Origin of the sequence: Streptomyces sp. NBC_00443 (genome assembly GCF_036014175.1) — a bacterium.
In the GTDB taxonomy this organism is placed as follows: domain Bacteria; phylum Actinomycetota; class Actinomycetes; order Streptomycetales; family Streptomycetaceae; genus Streptomyces.
Genome location: NZ_CP107917.1, coordinates 4,880,389 through 4,897,597, shown reverse-complemented (window position 1 = coordinate 4,897,597; position 17,209 = coordinate 4,880,389). Strand labels below are relative to the sequence as shown.

Sequence of the window (17,209 nt, the reverse complement as noted above, 5' to 3'; positions counted from 1 at the left end):
CGCGGCATGAGTCTCGGAGACGAGCGGGAGGCCTCCGGCGGTTACGGAGGCACGGGTCAGACCCGTACGCGCCTGCCCGAAAGCGGTGGTGACGTGTACGGGGGTGCGCGGCGGGGCGGCCGTTCGTCCTCCCGGAGCCTGGTCACCGTGGTCGGCGTGGTCGTCCTCCTCATCGCCGCGATCGCCTTCGCGAACCGTGGAGGCGACAACTCCGGTTCCGCGAACGGGGACGAAAACAAGCCGAAGTCCTCGACGACGGCGGCCACGGGGACACGGCCGGTGGGCGGCAAGGCGGCGGGGATTCCTGGGGGGTTCGCGCGGGATGAGCAGGGGGCGGGGAGTGCGGCGGCCAACTACTCCGTAGCGCTTGGGTCGGCCGAGATGTTCAACACGGCCGGACGGCACGAGATCGTCACCACCGTTTACGCCCCGGATGTCGCCGCCGGCCGACAGGCCGACCTGGATCGCGCCTACTCCAGCGAGCAGTTCCTGGCGAACATCGGTCTCAGCACTGACGGCGCTGCGCCGGCGGGGCAGACGTTCGTCTCCCGAGTCATCCCGGTGGGCACCAAGGTCACATCGTTCAGCGCCAGTGCCGCCACCGTCGAGGTCTGGTACACCTCGCTCTTCGGCCTGTCCGGCAGCGGCTCGACCAACCCGGTCTCCGAGAGCTGGTACACCACGACCTACCAGCTGAAGTGGGTCGGCAACGACTGGAAGGTCACCGACTTCCAGCAGAAGGACGGACCCGTACCGGTCGGGCGGGACCAGCGGGCCTCCACTGCCGACGACATGACGAAGGCCGTCGAGGAGTACGGAGGGTTCACGTATGCGCGCTAACCACCGCTTCCTCAAGGTCACCGCGGCCCTCGCCGCCGTACAGACCGGTGCCGTGCTGCTGGCCACACGTGCCGTGGCCGCACCCACCCCCACACCCCAGCCCTCGGCGAGCAGTGACCCCTGCGACCTCATCCGCGGCCCCGCCAAGGACTACTGCGAAAAAGACAACGGCACCGGAGGCGGAGGCGGCGGCGGATCCAGCCCCCTGACCGACCCCACCTCCACCCTCGACCCCCTCTCTTCCCTCGCCAAGGGCTGCGCCGAAGCCGCCGCCTGGACCGTCGACAAGCTCAGCGAGGCCGTGCAGGAGACCGCGAACGTCGACTTCACGAACGCCAAGTTCCTCCAGCAGTACGCGGTCGTCTTCGCGGCGTCCACGGTCCTCACCCTGCTCCTGTGGCTGCTGGCCGTGGCCAAGCGAGCCGTCCGCGGCGTGCCTCTCAGCACCGCCATCTCCGAGGCGATCGGCTTCCTCTGGCTGACGGTCCTGGCGTCCGCGTTCACCCCCCTGATCCTCTACACCGTCGTATCGGCTACGGACGGCATCACGGACGTCCTCGCGAAAACGACCGGCGATCAGACGAACACCTTCTTCGGCACCTTCTCCGGCGCCCTGGAGAAGGGCGAGGACATCGGCGGCGGCCCGATCATGCTGATCGTGGTGTCCCTGGTCTCCATCCTCGCCGCCGGCGTCCTGTGGCTGGAGCTCGTCATCCGCGCCGCCCTGCTCTACGTCGGCGCCCTCCTCGGCACCGTCGTCTACGCGGGCCTGGTCGACAAGAACCTGTGGGGCCACGTCCGCCGCTGGGCGGGCATCATGATCGCCGTCATCCTCGTGAAGCCGGTCATCGTCATAGTGCTCGGCCTGGCCGGCGCCCTGTCCTCCGCCGACGGCCCGAACGCCTTCTCGGCCGTGGTCTCCGGACTGGCCATCATCCTGCTCGCCATCTTCGCGAGCGCGATGATCTACCGCTTCGTCCCGGGCTTCGGCGACGAGCTCGCCGGCTCCCGCAACAACCGCATCATGCGGGGCGCCGAAGGCAAGGCAGCCGCGGTCATCAGCTCCCCGGCGACCCTCGTCGCCCAGGGCATCAAGACGCACAGCTCCCGCGCGGACAACAGGGGCGGTGGGGGCCAGTCCAGCTCCTCCGCCCGCCCCTCCAACCCCGCCTCCGGCGGCGTCGCCGCGCACAGTTCGCGCTCCTCGAACGGCGGCGGATCTGTCCCCTCCGCCGCACCCGCACCCCGCTCGAGCAGCCCGGTGAACACCCCCCACGCCAGCAACACCCGCAGCAGCAATCGTTCAGGAGGTGACGGGCGTTGACGACCGAGTCCCATGTGTCCCATCCGGTCACGCCCCGCCGTACATATCTGATCGGCCGCGCCCGGCCGAACGCGATCGTCGGCCGTAACCGCGAGACCGGCGAGATCGCGCTGATCATCGGGGGCGCGTTCCTCGGCATGATGTGCGGACTCCTCGTCCCCGTCCTGTCCCTGCGCATCGTGCTGCTGATGGGCTTCCCCCTGCTCGCGCTCGGCGCGGTCTACGTGCCGTACAAGCACCGGACCATCTACAAGTGGTTCGAGATCAACCGCAGCTACAAGCGCACCCTGCGCCAGGGCACCACCTACCGCTCCGGCGCCGTGGAAGCCGGCACCGGTCTCGACGGGCGCGAGGTCGAGGTCGGCCCGCCGCCCGGGATCGGCCGTATCACCTGGCTGGCCGCCCCCTTCGGGCCCGACGAGATCGCCGTGCTCCTGCACGCCGACCGCCGTACGGTCACGGCCGCGATCGAGATCGAGGGACCCGGCGTCGGCCTGCGCGACTCCGAGGACCAGGAAGCCCTCGTCGACCGCTTCGGCACCCTCCTCAAGCACGTGGCGAACGGCGACGGCTTCGTCACCCGCATCCAGATGCTCGCCCGCACCCTGCCCGCCGACCCGGACGCCCACGCCAAGGACGTCGCCGTACGCGGCGACGAGCGGGCCCCGGGATGGCTGCAGCAGTCGTACGACCAACTCCAGTCGATGGTGTCGACGAGCAGCGAGCAGCACCGCGCGTACCTCGTCGCCTGCATGCACTTCACACGCGAACTGGCCGCCGAGGGTCAGGCGATGGCCCGCGCGGCCCGCCCGCACGGCGGCAAGGCCGACCGGGACTCCGGTCTCGCGGTCGTCATGGCCCGCGAGCTGACCGACATCTGCTCGCGCCTCCAGGAGGCCGACATCCGCGTACGCCAGCCCCTCGGGCAGGGGCGGCTGGCCTCGCTCATCCACTCCATGTACGACCCGGACCACCCGATCGACCACATCCAGGCGATGACGAAACGTAATGCCTGGCCGGCCGAGCTGGACGCCATGGAACCGACGTTCCTGCAGGCGAAGACCCGGGAGTCCTCCACCCGCGCGCCCTGGTGCCACGCCACGGCGTGGGTGAAGGAGTGGCCGATGACCCCGGTGGGCGTCAACTTCCTGGCGCCGCTGCTCGTCCACACCCCGGACGTCATCCGTACGGTCGCCGTGACCATGGACCTCGAACCCACCGAGGTCGCCATCGAACGCATGCTCACCGAGAAGACCAACGACGAGGCGGAGGCCAGCCGCGCCGCCAAGATGAACCGGACCGTCGACCCGCGCGACATCGCCGCCCACAACCGCCTCGACCAGCGAGGCGAAGACCTCGCCAGCGGCGCCGCCGGCGTCAACCTGGTCGGCTACATCACCGTCTCCTCGCGCTCCCCCGAGTCCCTGGCCCGGGACAAGAGGACCATCCGGGCGTCGGCCGGAAAGTCGTATCTGAAGCTGGAGTGGTGCGACCGCGAGCATCACCGGGCATTCGTCAACACACTCCCCTTCGCCACCGGCATTCGGAGGTAGGACCTGATGCGGGACCCGCTGTCCGTCCTCACCGACGCCTTCACCTCCTTCCTCTTCGGGAAGGTCGAGACGACGAGACTGCCGGTGCGCACGTCGACGGGCCAGGCCCAGGCGGTCTACCTCCCGACCGCCGCCCCCGGCCTCGGCGACTCGGGCGTCATCATCGGCCGCGAGGTCTACTCCGGAAAGGGCTACATCTACGACCCCTTCCAGCTCTACGGCCAGCAGCTCCCCGCCCCGCACTGGCTGGTCCTCGGCGAGTCCGGCAACGGCAAGTCGGCTCTGGAGAAGACGTACGTCCTGCGCCAGCTGCGTTTCCGCGACCGCCAGGTCGTCGTCCTGGACGCCCAGGGCGAGGACGGCGTCGGCGAGTGGAACCTCATCGCGCAGGAGCTGGGGATAACCCCCATCCGCCTGGACCCGACGGCCGCCCTGGACATGGGCATCCGCCTCAACCCGCTCGACCCCGCGATCACGACCACGGGCCAGCTGGCCCTGCTGCGCACGATCATCGAGGTCGCGATGGGACACGGCCTCGACGAGCGTTCGGGCTTCGCCCTGAAGGTCGCGCACGCCTACGTCAACGAGACCATCCTCGAACGCCAGCCGGTCCTCACCGACATCGTCGAGCAGCTACGGCATCCCAAGCCGGAGTCGGCCGAGGCGATGAACGTCGCCATAGACGACGTGCGCGCGTGGGGCCTGGACGTAGCTCTGGTCCTGGACCGTCTCGTCGACGGTGACCTCAGGGGCATGTTCGACGGCCCCACGACGGTCGGCATCGACCTCGACGCGCCGCTCATTGTGTTCGATTTGTCCCACATCGACCGCAACTCGATCGCCATGCCGATCCTGATGGCGATCGTCGGCGTTTGGCTGGAGCACACCTGGATCCGCCCCGACCGGAAGAAGCGCATCTTCCTGGTCGAGGAGGCCTGGCACATCATCAACAGCCCGTTCGTGGCCCAGCTCTTCCAGCGCCTGCTGAAGTTCGGCCGACGGCTGGGTCTCTCCTTCGTGGCCGTCGTCCACCACCTGTCCGACGTCGTCGACGGCGCGGCGGCGAAGGAGGCCGCCGCGATCCTGAAGATGGCGTCGACCAGGACGATCTACGCCCAGAAGGCCGACGAGGCAAGGGCGACGGGCCGCGTGCTGGGCCTGCCGCGCTGGGCGGTGGAGATCATCCCCAGCCTCACGCCAGGCATCGCGGTGTGGGACGTCAACGGCAACGTCCAGGTGGTCAAACACCTGATCACCGAGACCGAACGCCCACTCGTCTTCACCGACCGCGCGATGACCGAGTCGTCCGCCGACCGCGAACTGACCGACGACGCCCTGCGCGCCGCCGAGCTGGAGGCGGAGGAACGGGCGGCGGCCTTCGTGGAGCAACACCTTGGCGACTCCGAATCGACGGTGGCGTAGGGGGCAGCGTGAGACCGGACGACCGCCGGGAACACCGGTACACCCGGGACAGCGGAGGCAGTCAGGGAGGCATCCCCGACGGCCTCCTGATCGGCCTGCTCGCCTTCCTCCTGGGCATGACGCTCCTGGTCTGGACGGCGACGGGCCTCGCGGCCCTGTTCGCGCACGGCTCCTGGCCCTCCGGCGTCACCTTCGCCCGCACGCCTCTGGCCATGCGCTCCCTGGTCGCCCAGCCCCACGACATCCCGGGCGCGTGGCCGGAGACACCGGACGGACAGCTGTCGGGGTACGGCCTGTTCTGGGGGCTGTTCATCGGGCAGTTGATGGTCCTGGTCGTACTGACCGTGTTCGTACTCGGGACGGTGGCACGCTGGCGGGCGGTCAGGGCGGGGCGGCGCGCTGGGGGAACGGAGCGCGCAGGCAAGGCAGAGGCTGCCGAACAGGCGGCCGGGACGGGGAAGTCGGACAGGCCGGCACAGCCCGGCTTCTCATCGGCCCCTGACCCCGCGCCGGCACCGGTCCGCGGCGACGTCCCGGCGCCGCGGACGGAAGCGGAGCCGATGGCGGCGGTGCCGATGACGGCGGCGCCGACTGCGGCAGCGGTGGCAGCGGCGTCAACCTCGGAGACAGCGGTACGCGGCGAAGGGGCGGTACCCGACGCCGGACCCCACACCGCGCTGCTCGCCGACCGGGCGGGCGCGTGGGAAAGGATCCACGTAGCCCCGAGGGAAAGCCGCCAAGCCACCGCCACCCAGGCAGTACGCGACGCGGAAGGCCCCGCCCTCGTAGTCACGTCGAACCCCACGGTCTGGCAGGACTCGAAGGACGCCCGCGCGAAACTCGGCCCGGTCCTCCTCTACGACCCCACCCACCTCTGCGACACCCCGGCCCGCCTCCACTGGTCCCCCACAACGGGCTGCGAGGACAAGCAGACCGCGGTCTCACGAGCGACGGCACTCCTCACCCCGGTCCGCCCCAGCTCCCGCCTCGACCAGGCGGTCAGCGACACCGCCGAAACACTACTGCGCAGCTACCTGCACGCCGCGGCCATCGACGGCCGCACCATCCGCCACGTACACCGCTGGTCCCAGGGCACCCAGATCCAGGACGCCGTACGCATCCTGCGCACGAACCCGAAGGCGGCCCCGGGCGCGGCAGGCGAACTCGAAGCGGCCCTCACCGCCCATCCCGAACGGCGGGACATCGCCCAGGAGTTGACGACCAGGGCACTCTCCGCCCTCTCCACGGTCAACATCCGGGAAGCCTGCACTCCAAACCGAACTGATGCCCTCACCTTGGATTCCTTCGTCCACGAAGGGGGCACGCTTTATGTGGTGGGTGAATCCATCGAGGATCCCCGAGCCAACCCCGGCGCCATGCCACTCCTGACGGCCCTCGCCGCAAGCGTGGTCGAGCGCGGCCGGCACATGGCCGAACGGTCATCCTCCGGTCGCCTCGACCCACCAATGACGCTCGTCCTGGACGACGTCGCCGCCGTGGCTCCACTTCCCCAGCTCCCGGAGCTGCTGGCCACCGGAGCGGACCGGGGCATGCCGACCCTGGCCCTGCTCCGGTCCCGGGAACAGGCGCGCTCCCGCTGGCCCCACGACGAACTCCCCGTGTAGCCGAACTCCCGGGGCAGGCAGGCCGATCACACGGCCCCTTACGGCCGCTCGATGACGAACTCCAACTCGACCTCCGCCGCCCCCTCACCCAGCGGCACGGTCACCCCACTCGGCTCGAACCCCGCCTTCCGGTAGAACCGCTGCGCCCGCCCGTTCTCCTCGTGCACGATGAGCCGCACCCGCTCCGCGCCCCGCGACCACGCCCACTCCAGGCCGGCGTCGAAGAGCACGTCGGTCAACCCGCTCCCCCGCTCCTCGGGCCGTACGAACACGGCGACGACATGCCCCTGCTTCCGCTCCACCGCAAAGCCGGCCCAGTCGGTCGTCCCCGGCTCCTCGACCAGCACGGTCAACGTCCCGACCCAGATCCCGTCCGGCCCTTCGGCGATGATCTGCTGCGCCCCGTCGGCCCCCTCGCAGGCCCCTGCGGCCCGCTCCTGCCAGAAGGAGTCGGGCCGGGCAACGGCCTGCTCGTACGTCTCCAGAAACGCGAGCGGCGCGACGGGATCCCGCAGGGCGGCGAGCCGCAACTCCTTGGCGGCGGGCCACTCGTCGGCACGTATGGACCTGATGACATAGGCCCCGGGGGTCGTGGTGCTCATGGTCGCCACCGTAGTACCCGGGTACGACATCGCTCACCCGGATTCCCGCCCAGGGCCCTGTGCCGGCCACCACCGAGCCCCGGAGGATGGACCCCGTGACGCACGAGCGAGCGACGACGGAACCCCTCACCCAGCACATCCAGCGCATCAGCCGACGCGTACGTGCCTTCGACGTACGCCATCCGCTCGTCTGGGACCTGCACCTCACCGGCTTCTGGGTACTGGCGGCCCTGATCGACTACTACGGCGACGGCTGGCTCAACGTGGCCCGCGACCGCGACAACCCCGGCTGGCTGGTCCTCACCCTGAGCCTCGGCCTGTCCGTCCCTCTCCTCCTGCGGCGCGCCCACCCGCGCGCCGTACTCCTGGCCATGGCCCCGTTCGCCCTGGTCAACGCCTGGACCGGCACCGCCCTCCAAGCGGTCCTGCTCCAACTGCTCGTCGTCTTCCACATCGCCCTGCGCCGCCCTCCGCGCAACCTCTGGTGGGCGACGGCCCTGATCACCGCGCCCGTCGCCGTGATGGCGGCCCGTCACCCGCAGGGAACCCCGGACAAGGACATCGTCCCGGTCCTGATGTCCATCGCCGTAGCGGTGGCCATCGGCATCACGGTCCGCACCCGCCGCGACCACACCGAGGCCCTCGAGGACCGCGCCCGCCGCCTGGAGATCGAACGCGACCAGCAGGCCCAGCTCGCCGCCGCGGCCGAACGAGCCCGTATCGCCCGCGAGATGCACGACATCATCGGCCACAACCTCTCCGTCATCACCGGCCTGGCCGACGGCGGAAAGTACGCGGCCACCAAGTCCCCGGAACGCGCCGCCCAGGCCCTCCACGCCATAGCCACCACCAGCCGCCAGGCCCTGGCCGAACTACGCCGCCTGCTCGACGTCCTACGCGACGACGAACAGCCCCGAGCACCCCACCCGGAGCTGACCCCCCAACCCACCCTCACCGACCTGAACCAGCTCCTCGACGGCGTACGCGCCGCAGGCCTCCCCATCCACACCACGACCCACGGCACCCCCAGCCTCCCCCCGGGCCGCCAACTCACCGTCTACCGCGTCATCCAGGAGGCCCTCACCAACACCCTCAAACACGGCGGCCCCAACACGACCGCCCGCATACAGCTCTCGTACGAGGAGAAGGGCGCCGTCACCGCGACCGTGACCGACACCGGCAGCGGAGGGCCGGCTGAACCCACCGGTGGCCGCGGTCTGCCCGGAATGCGCGAGCGAACGGCCCTGTACGGCGGCACACTTGAGGCCGGCCCACGCCCGCACCCCGAGCAGGGCTGGCGCGTCCACCTGCATCTCCCGGAGGAAACCCCGCAGTGACCACCGTCCTCATAGCCGACGACCAGCCCCTCCAGCGCTTCGGCTTCCGAATGCTCGTCGAAAGCCAGGACGACATGACGGTGGTGGGCGAAGCCGCCAACGGCAGCGAGGCGATCCGCATGACAGCGGAACTACACCCCGACGTGATCCTCATGGACGTCCGCATGCCCGGCCTGGACGGCATCGAGGCCACCCGCCGCATCACCACCACCGGCGACCGCACCAGGGTCCTGATCCTCACGACCTTCGACCTCGACGAGTACGCCTACGCCGGCCTCCGTGCGGGCGCCTCCGGCTTCCTCGTCAAGGACGCCCAGCCGGAGGAACTCCTCGCAGGCATCCGCGCAGTCGCCACCGGCGACGCGGTGGTCGCCCCAAGCCTGACCCGTCGCCTCCTCGACGCGTACGCCCACCACCTACCGGCGCAGGGCCACGCAGGCGGCCAGGACTCGTCGCCCCTGGACCACCCGCGACTCTCTCCTCTCACCGACCGCGAACGCGAGATCCTCTCGGTGATCGGCAAGGGCTGGACCAACACGGAGATAGCGGCCCGCCTCCACCTCGCAGAATCGACGGTAAAGACCCACGTGGGCCGCATCCTCGCGAAGACCGGCTCACGGGATCGAATTCAGGCGGTGATTCTGGCGTACGACACCGGCCTGGCGCAGCCGTCCTGATCCAGAAACGCAGAAAGGCCCACACCATAAGGTGTGGGCCTTTCTCACAATTTGTTCGGCGGCGTCCTACTCTCCCACAGGGTCCCCCCTGCAGTACCATCGGCGCTGTAAGGCTTAGCTTCCGGGTTCGAAATGTAACCGGGCGTTTCCCTCACGCTATAACCACCGAAACACTATGAAACTGTCAGCCGCACCGTATGTGGCCATACGGGGCTGTTCGTGGTTTCAGAACCAACACAGTGGACGCGAGCATCTATGGACAAGCCCTCGGCCTATTAGTACCGGTCACCTCCACACGTTACCGTGCTTCCAGATCCGGCCTATCAACCCAGTCGTCTACTGGGAGCCTTACCCCATCAAGTGGGTGGGAATACTCATCTCGAAGCAGGCTTCCCGCTTAGATGCTTTCAGCGGTTATCCCTCCCGAACGTAGCCAACCAGCCATGCCCTTGGCAGAACAACTGGCACACCAGAGGTTCGTCCGTCCCGGTCCTCTCGTACTAGGGACAGCCCTTCTCAATATTCCTGCGCGCGCAGCGGATAGGGACCGAACTGTCTCACGACGTTCTAAACCCAGCTCGCGTACCGCTTTAATGGGCGAACAGCCCAACCCTTGGGACCGACTCCAGCCCCAGGATGCGACGAGCCGACATCGAGGTGCCAAACCATCCCGTCGATATGGACTCTTGGGGAAGATCAGCCTGTTATCCCCGGGGTACCTTTTATCCGTTGAGCGACGGCGCTTCCACAAGCCACCGCCGGATCACTAGTCCCGACTTTCGTCCCTGCTCGACCCGTCGGTCTCACAGTCAAGCTCCCTTGTGCACTTACACTCAACACCTGATTGCCAACCAGGCTGAGGGAACCTTTGGGCGCCTCCGTTACTCTTTAGGAGGCAACCGCCCCAGTTAAACTACCCATCAGACACTGTCCCTGATCCGGATCACGGACCCAGGTTAGACATCCAGCACGACCAGAGTGGTATTTCAACGATGACTCCCCCTGAACTGGCGTCCAGAGTTCACAGTCTCCCACCTATCCTACACAAGCCGAACCGAACACCAATATCAAACTGTAGTAAAGGTCCCGGGGTCTTTCCGTCCTGCTGCGCGAAACGAGCATCTTTACTCGTAGTGCAATTTCACCGGGCCTATGGTTGAGACAGTCGAGAAGTCGTTACGCCATTCGTGCAGGTCGGAACTTACCCGACAAGGAATTTCGCTACCTTAGGATGGTTATAGTTACCACCGCCGTTTACTGGCGCTTAAGTTCTCAGCTTCGCCAGGACGAATCCTGACTAACCGGTCCCCTTAACGTTCCAGCACCGGGCAGGCGTCAGTCCGTATACATCGCCTTACGGCTTCGCACGGACCTGTGTTTTTAGTAAACAGTCGCTTCTCGCTGGTCTCTGCGGCCACCCCCAGCTCACCGAGTAAATCGGATCACCGGTGATGGCCCCCTTCTCCCGAAGTTACGGGGGCATTTTGCCGAGTTCCTTAACCATAGTTCACCCGAACGCCTCGGTATTCTCTACCTGACCACCTGAGTCGGTTTAGGGTACGGGCCGCCATGAAACTCGCTAGAGGCTTTTCTCGACAGCATAGGATCATCCACTTCACCACAATCGGCTCGGCATCAGGTCTCAGCCTCATGTGCGACGGATTTACCTATCGCACGGCCTACACCCTTACCCCGGGACAACCACCGCCCGGGCTGGACTACCTTCCTGCGTCACCCCATCACTCACCTACTACAGGTCTGGTCCGTCGGCTCCACCACTCCCTTTGCCCGAAGGCTCCAGGGCGGCTTCACGGACTTAGCATCGCCTGGTTCAATGTTTGACGCTTCACAGCGGGTACCGGAATATCAACCGGTTATCCATCGACTACGCCTGTCGGCCTCGCCTTAGGTCCCGACTTACCCTGGGCAGATCAGCTTGACCCAGGAACCCTTAGTCAATCGGCGCACACGTTTCTCACGTGTGAATCGCTACTCATGCCTGCATTCTCACTCGTGAACCGTCCACCACTGCCTTCCGGCGCGGCTTCACCCGGCACACGACGCTCCCCTACCCATCACAGCCGCCGTTGGGCGTATTGCTGCAATGACACGACTTCGGCGGTACGCTTGAGCCCCGCTACATTGTCGGCGCGGAATCACTAGACCAGTGAGCTATTACGCACTCTTTCAAGGGTGGCTGCTTCTAAGCCAACCTCCTGGTTGTCTCTGCGACTCCACATCCTTTCCCACTTAGCGTACGCTTAGGGGCCTTAGTCGATGCTCTGGGCTGTTTCCCTCTCGACCATGGAGCTTATCCCCCACAGTCTCACTGCCGCGCTCTCACTTACCGGCATTCGGAGTTTGGCTAAGGTCAGTAACCCGGTAGGGCCCATCGCCTATCCAGTGCTCTACCTCCGGCAAGAAACACACGACGCTGCACCTAAATGCATTTCGGGGAGAACCAGCTATCACGGAGTTTGATTGGCCTTTCACCCCTAACCACAGGTCATCCCCCAGGTTTTCAACCCTGGTGGGTTCGGTCCTCCACGAAGTCTTACCTCCGCTTCAACCTGCCCATGGCTAGATCACTCCGCTTCGGGTCTTGAGCGCGCTACTGAACCGCCCTATTCGGACTCGCTTTCGCTACGGCTTCCCCACACGGGTTAACCTCGCAACACACCGCAAACTCGCAGGCTCATTCTTCAAAAGGCACGCAGTCACGAGAATGTGCAAGCACATTCCGACGCTCCCACGGCTTGTAGGCACACGGTTTCAGGTACTATTTCACTCCCCTCCCGGGGTACTTTTCACCATTCCCTCACGGTACTATCCGCTATCGGTCACCAGGGAATATTTAGGCTTAGCGGGTGGTCCCGCCAGATTCACACGGGATTTCTCGGGCCCCGTGCTACTTGGGTGTCTCTCAAACGAGCCGCTGATGTTTCGACTACGGGGGTCTTACCCTCTACGCCGGACCTTTCGCATGTCCTTCGCCTACATCAACGGTTTCTGACTCGTCCTGTTGCCGGCAGACAACAGAAGAGAGATCCCACAACCCCGCATACGCAACCCCTGCCGGGTCTCACACGTATACGGTTTAGCCTCATCCGGTTTCGCTCGCCACTACTCCCGGAATCACGGTTGTTTTCTCTTCCTGCGGGTACTGAGATGTTTCACTTCCCCGCGTTCCCTCCACTTGCCCTATGTGTTCAGGCAAGGGTGACAGCCCATGACGACTGCCGGGTTTCCCCATTCGGAAACCCCCGGATCAAAGCCTGGTTGACGACTCCCGGGGACTATCGTGGCCTCCCACGTCCTTCATCGGTTCCTGGTACCAAGGCATCCACCGTGCGCCCTTAAAAACTTGGCCACAGATGCTCGCGTCCACTGTGCAGTTCTCAAACAACGACCAGTACACCGTCACACACCACCACTGTGGTGCTTCACCGGCGCCGGCAACCGAAGCACAACCTCACGGCCGTTACTTCAGACACCCAACAGCGTGCCCGGCACCCCCGCCACTCGTGATCAGCGTTCCACGCTCCGAAGAGCAGTACTGGCAGCCCGAGATGACTGAGAGTGCCGAATAATCAACGTTCCACCCATGAGCAACCACCGCAGAACGTTTGCCTGCGTAGTGGCCTCTGACCTCGTCCCGAAGGACTCGGTGAGAAGTGCTCCTTAGAAAGGAGGTGATCCAGCCGCACCTTCCGGTACGGCTACCTTGTTACGACTTCGTCCCAATCGCCAGTCCCACCTTCGACAGCTCCCTCCCACAAGGGGTTGGGCCACCGGCTTCGGGTGTTACCGACTTTCGTGACGTGACGGGCGGTGTGTACAAGGCCCGGGAACGTATTCACCGCAGCAATGCTGATCTGCGATTACTAGCAACTCCGACTTCATGGGGTCGAGTTGCAGACCCCAATCCGAACTGAGACAGGCTTTTTGAGATTCGCTCCACCTCACGGTATCGCAGCTCATTGTACCTGCCATTGTAGCACGTGTGCAGCCCAAGACATAAGGGGCATGATGACTTGACGTCGTCCCCACCTTCCTCCGAGTTGACCCCGGCGGTCTCCTGTGAGTCCCCATCACCCCGAAGGGCATGCTGGCAACACAGAACAAGGGTTGCGCTCGTTGCGGGACTTAACCCAACATCTCACGACACGAGCTGACGACAGCCATGCACCACCTGTACACCGACCACAAGGGGGGCACTATCTCTAATGCTTTCCGGTGTATGTCAAGCCTTGGTAAGGTTCTTCGCGTTGCGTCGAATTAAGCCACATGCTCCGCTGCTTGTGCGGGCCCCCGTCAATTCCTTTGAGTTTTAGCCTTGCGGCCGTACTCCCCAGGCGGGGAACTTAATGCGTTAGCTGCGGCACCGACGACGTGGAATGTCGCCAACACCTAGTTCCCACCGTTTACGGCGTGGACTACCAGGGTATCTAATCCTGTTCGCTCCCCACGCTTTCGCTCCTCAGCGTCAGTAATGGCCCAGAGATCCGCCTTCGCCACCGGTGTTCCTCCTGATATCTGCGCATTTCACCGCTACACCAGGAATTCCGATCTCCCCTACCACACTCTAGCTAGCCCGTATCGAATGCAGACCCGGGGTTAAGCCCCGGGCTTTCACACCCGACGTGACAAGCCGCCTACGAGCTCTTTACGCCCAATAATTCCGGACAACGCTTGCGCCCTACGTATTACCGCGGCTGCTGGCACGTAGTTAGCCGGCGCTTCTTCTGCAGGTACCGTCACTTTCGCTTCTTCCCTGCTGAAAGAGGTTTACAACCCGAAGGCCGTCATCCCTCACGCGGCGTCGCTGCATCAGGCTTTCGCCCATTGTGCAATATTCCCCACTGCTGCCTCCCGTAGGAGTCTGGGCCGTGTCTCAGTCCCAGTGTGGCCGGTCGCCCTCTCAGGCCGGCTACCCGTCGTCGCCTTGGTGAGCCATTACCTCACCAACAAGCTGATAGGCCGCGGGCTCATCCTTCACCGCCGGAGCTTTCAACCTTCACAGATGCCAGTGAAGGTGGTATCCGGTATTAGACCCCGTTTCCAGGGCTTGTCCCAGAGTGAAGGGCAGATTGCCCACGTGTTACTCACCCGTTCGCCACTAATCCCCACCGAAGTGGTTCATCGTTCGACTTGCATGTGTTAAGCACGCCGCCAGCGTTCGTCCTGAGCCAGGATCAAACTCTCCGTGAATGTTTACCCGTAATCGGGTGCACACATCACGAGAGCGGAACAACCACCGGAATAAGGCGGTCGTTCACAACGTCCTCGCTGTGTTTTTTCAAAGGAACCTCGCCCTCTCGAATGAGAGAGACGGGGTATCAACATATCTGGCGTTGATTTTTGGCACGCTGTTGAGTTCTCAAGGAACGGACGCTTCCTTTGTACTCACCCTCTCGGGCTTTCCTCCGGGCGCTTCCCTTCGGTCTTGCGTTTCCGACTCTATCAGACCTTTTCTCGATCCGATTTCCTCGGTGCTTTCCAGGTTTCCGCTCTCGCGTTTCCCTTTCCGGCGTTTCCGACTCTATCAGATCCTTTCGGGCCTGACCCCCAGTCAGCGGGGCTTGTCTTCGCGGCTGTTGGGCCGTTCCGACGTCTCAAACCTTAGCGGATCCGCTCGGCGATTCCCAATCGGGCTGCCGAGCCCAATTCGAATTGAATTCGGGCACGCCGAAATCAACCCGAGTGGGAGATCATGCTGGTGGTTTGGTTTGCCGCTTTCGCGGCGGGAGGTGCTGTCGCAGAACCGTTACGGCTCGGCGGCAACCCGAAGAACTTTACGGATCGGGCAGGGGGCTGTCAAGCGCCTCTTGTCAAGATCTTTGTTGCGCGGCCGGGCCCTCGTGTCAGTCCAGGTCGCTGAGGCGTCCGCCGGCGTCCGGCTGGGCGTGCTCCACTCTGCGGAGCAGGCGGGTGAGGACCTCGCCCAGCGTGGCGCGCTCCTCCGCCGAGAGGTCCTGGAGGAGATCCTCCTCGAAGACCGACGCGAGCCGCATCGCCTCCAGCCACTTCTCCCTGCCCTCGGCGGTCAGCTCGACGATGACGCGGACGCGGTTCGACTCGTCCCGCTCCCGGGTGACCAGCCCCTCGGCGACCATGCGATCGATGCGGTGGGTCATGGCTGCCGGGGTGAGGCCGAGGCCCTTGGCGAGGTCGCTGGGGCCCATGCAGTAGGGGGCGCCGGAGAGGACGAGAGCCTTGAGGACCTCCCACTCGGCGTTGCTGATGCCGAGGGCGGAGGTCTGGCGGCCGTAGGCGACGTTCATGCGGCGGTTCAGGCGGGACAGCGCCGAGACGACCTTCTCGACCTGGGGGTCGAGGTCCTGGAACTCGCGCTGGTAGGCGGCGATCTGTTCTTCGAGTGTCGGTTCGCTGATACCGGGGGTGTCGCCCATGGGCCGAGTATGGCACGGGCTCGCTTGGCGTTGAAGTCCTTCGGTGTGTAGAGTTTAGCTTCGAAGTTTAGGTTCGAAGTCTTCAGATCTGCATCTGAGAGATACGAGAGAGGTGAACGTGACCAGGGCGATGGGCGCAGCGATGCGCCGGATCCACGTGGGCAACGCACTCAGCGCGTTCGGGCTCGGTTTCACCGTCCCCTACCTGTACGTCTACGTGGCGCAGGTGCGGGGGCTCGGTGCCATGACGGCGGGGCTCGTCCTCGCCGTCTTCGCCGTGGCCGCGCTGGTCGTGCTGCCGTTCGCCGGGCGGGCGATCGTCCGGCGGGGCCCGCTGCCGGTGCTGGTTGCCGCCCTGGTCACCGCTGCGCTCGGGGCGCTGAGCCTGGGGCTCGCGGGAAGCGCCGTATCCGTACTGCTGTCGGCGGCAGCGCTCGGTGCGGGGCAGGCCGTGATGCAGCCTGCGCTCGCGACGATGATCGTCGACTGCTCCACCGCGGAGACTCGGTCGCGGGCCTTCGCGACGCAGTTCTTCCTGCAGAACCTGGGGTTGGGGGTCGGCGGGCTCATCGGTGGTCACCTGGTCGACGCTTCGAGCGTCTCGTCCTTCACTCTGCTGTTCTCGATCGAGGCGGCGATGTTCCTGCTGCTCGTCGTGGTGATGGCGACGGTGCGGATGCCGCGGGCGCCGCGGATCGAGGGAGCGCCGGGGGCCGAGTCGGGCAAGGGGAGCTGGAAGCAGTTGCTCCAGAACCGGGCCATGGTGCAGCTGTGTGTGCTGGGCTTCGTGCTGTTCTTCGCCTGCTACGGGCAGTTCGAGTCGGGGCTCAGCGCGTACGGGGTCGAGGCGGCCGGGGTTTCCACGTCTGCGCTCGGGACCGCGCTCGCGGCCAACACCGCGATGATCGTGGTGGCTCAGTTCGCCGTGCTGAAGTTCGTCGAGCGGCGGAGCCGGTCGCGGGTGATCGCGGCGGTCGGGCTTATCTGGGCCGTGGCGTGGGTTGCGGCGGGGTATGCCGGGCTGGGGCACGGGAGCCAGGAGATGGCTACGGCCGCCTTCATCTCCACGTATGCGTTGTTCGGGCTGGGTGAGGCGATGTTGTCGCCGACCGTTGCTCCGCTGGTGGCTGATCTGGCGCCGGAGGGGATGGCTGGGCAGTACAACTCGGCGTTTGCGCTGGTCAAGCAGCTTGCGTTGGCTGTGGGGCCGGCTGTGGGCGGGCCGATGGGCGCCTCGCTGCATGGGCCGTATGTCGTGACGTTTCTGTTGTTCTCGTTGGGGATCATGTATCTCGCTGTGCGGTTGGGGCGGGAGCTCACTGCGGTGCAGGATCGGCCGTGGGTGGGGAAGAGTCGAGTGGTGGCGCAGGGGACTGCGTCCGCTGCGGGGCAGGCTCGGGCGCGCGCCTGAGGTTC

Annotated in this window: 10 protein-coding genes and 3 rRNA genes; 8 read left to right on the top strand and 5 right to left on the bottom strand. The window is 65.7% G+C overall.

Annotated elements, in window-relative coordinates:
• The first annotated feature begins 6 nt into the window (after nt 1-6).
• Genes OHO27_RS22140 through OHO27_RS22120 form a run of 5 tightly spaced genes read left to right on the top strand, consistent with a single transcriptional unit; the run spans nt 7 to nt 6,764 of the window.
• Nucleotides 7-840, top strand: a complete 834-nt coding sequence (locus tag OHO27_RS22140; RefSeq protein ID WP_328426545.1) for a hypothetical protein — start codon at nt 7-9, stop codon at nt 838-840.
• Nucleotides 830-2,164, top strand: a complete 1,335-nt coding sequence (locus tag OHO27_RS22135; RefSeq protein WP_328426543.1) for a hypothetical protein — start codon at nt 830-832, stop codon at nt 2,162-2,164. Before OHO27_RS22140 ends, OHO27_RS22135 begins: the two co-directional genes overlap by 11 nt.
• Complete coding sequence (locus OHO27_RS22130) at nt 2,161-3,717, top strand: SCO6880 family protein (RefSeq protein WP_328426541.1); 1,557 nt, start codon at nt 2,161-2,163, stop codon at nt 3,715-3,717. Before OHO27_RS22135 ends, OHO27_RS22130 begins: the two co-directional genes overlap by 4 nt.
• A 6-nt stretch (nt 3,718-3,723) precedes the next feature.
• Nucleotides 3,724-5,139 carry an ATP-binding protein gene (locus tag OHO27_RS22125; protein ID WP_328426539.1) on the top strand — a complete coding sequence of 472 codons (1,416 nt, stop codon included), beginning with the start codon at nt 3,724-3,726 and terminating at the stop codon, nt 5,137-5,139.
• 8 nt (nt 5,140-5,147) lie between these two features.
• A complete protein-coding gene (locus OHO27_RS22120; RefSeq protein WP_328426537.1) occupies nt 5,148-6,764 on the top strand; it encodes a type IV secretory system conjugative DNA transfer family protein in 1,617 nt (538 codons plus the stop codon).
• 38 nt (nt 6,765-6,802) lie between these two features.
• Here OHO27_RS22120 and OHO27_RS22115 read toward each other — a convergent pair whose 3' ends face one another.
• Complete coding sequence (locus OHO27_RS22115) at nt 6,803-7,366, bottom strand: GNAT family N-acetyltransferase (RefSeq protein WP_328426535.1); 564 nt, start codon at nt 7,364-7,366, stop codon at nt 6,803-6,805.
• An 86-nt stretch (nt 7,367-7,452) separates the two neighbouring features.
• Here OHO27_RS22115 and OHO27_RS22110 point away from each other — a divergent pair, with 86 nt between their 5' ends.
• On the top strand, nt 7,453-8,703 hold the full coding sequence (locus OHO27_RS22110) for a sensor histidine kinase (protein WP_328426533.1): 1,251 nt from the start codon (nt 7,453-7,455) through the stop codon (nt 8,701-8,703).
• Nucleotides 8,700-9,380: a response regulator transcription factor gene (locus tag OHO27_RS22105; RefSeq protein ID WP_328426531.1), complete on the top strand. Its 681-nt coding sequence runs from the start codon at nt 8,700-8,702 to the stop codon at nt 9,378-9,380. The genes OHO27_RS22110 and OHO27_RS22105 overlap by 4 nt, the downstream gene beginning before the upstream one ends.
• A gap of 53 nt (nt 9,381-9,433) precedes the next feature.
• Here the strand turns inward: OHO27_RS22105 and rrf are convergent.
• The 4 genes from rrf to OHO27_RS22085 all read right to left on the bottom strand — a co-directional run bounded on the left by rrf (nt 9,434) and on the right by OHO27_RS22085 (nt 15,793).
• A 5S ribosomal RNA gene (rrf, locus tag OHO27_RS22100) occupies nt 9,434-9,550 on the bottom strand.
• Nucleotides 9,551-9,635: 85 nt separating this feature from the next.
• A 23S ribosomal RNA gene (locus tag OHO27_RS22095) occupies nt 9,636-12,750 on the bottom strand.
• Between the two features lie 315 nt (nt 12,751-13,065).
• Nucleotides 13,066-14,591: ribosomal RNA gene (locus tag OHO27_RS22090) — 16S ribosomal RNA — on the bottom strand.
• Together the 16S, 23S and 5S rRNA genes form the textbook arrangement of a ribosomal RNA operon.
• 653 nt (nt 14,592-15,244) lie before the next feature.
• A complete protein-coding gene (locus OHO27_RS22085; RefSeq protein ID WP_328426529.1) occupies nt 15,245-15,793 on the bottom strand; it encodes a MarR family winged helix-turn-helix transcriptional regulator in 549 nt (182 codons plus the stop codon).
• A gap of 142 nt (nt 15,794-15,935) precedes the next feature.
• On the opposite strand from OHO27_RS22085, the gene OHO27_RS22080 reads away from it, so the two are divergent.
• Entirely contained in the window at nt 15,936-17,204 is a 1,269-nt protein-coding gene (locus OHO27_RS22080; protein WP_328430506.1) for an MFS transporter, read from the top strand.
• The last annotated feature ends 5 nt before the right edge of the window (nt 17,205-17,209 follow it).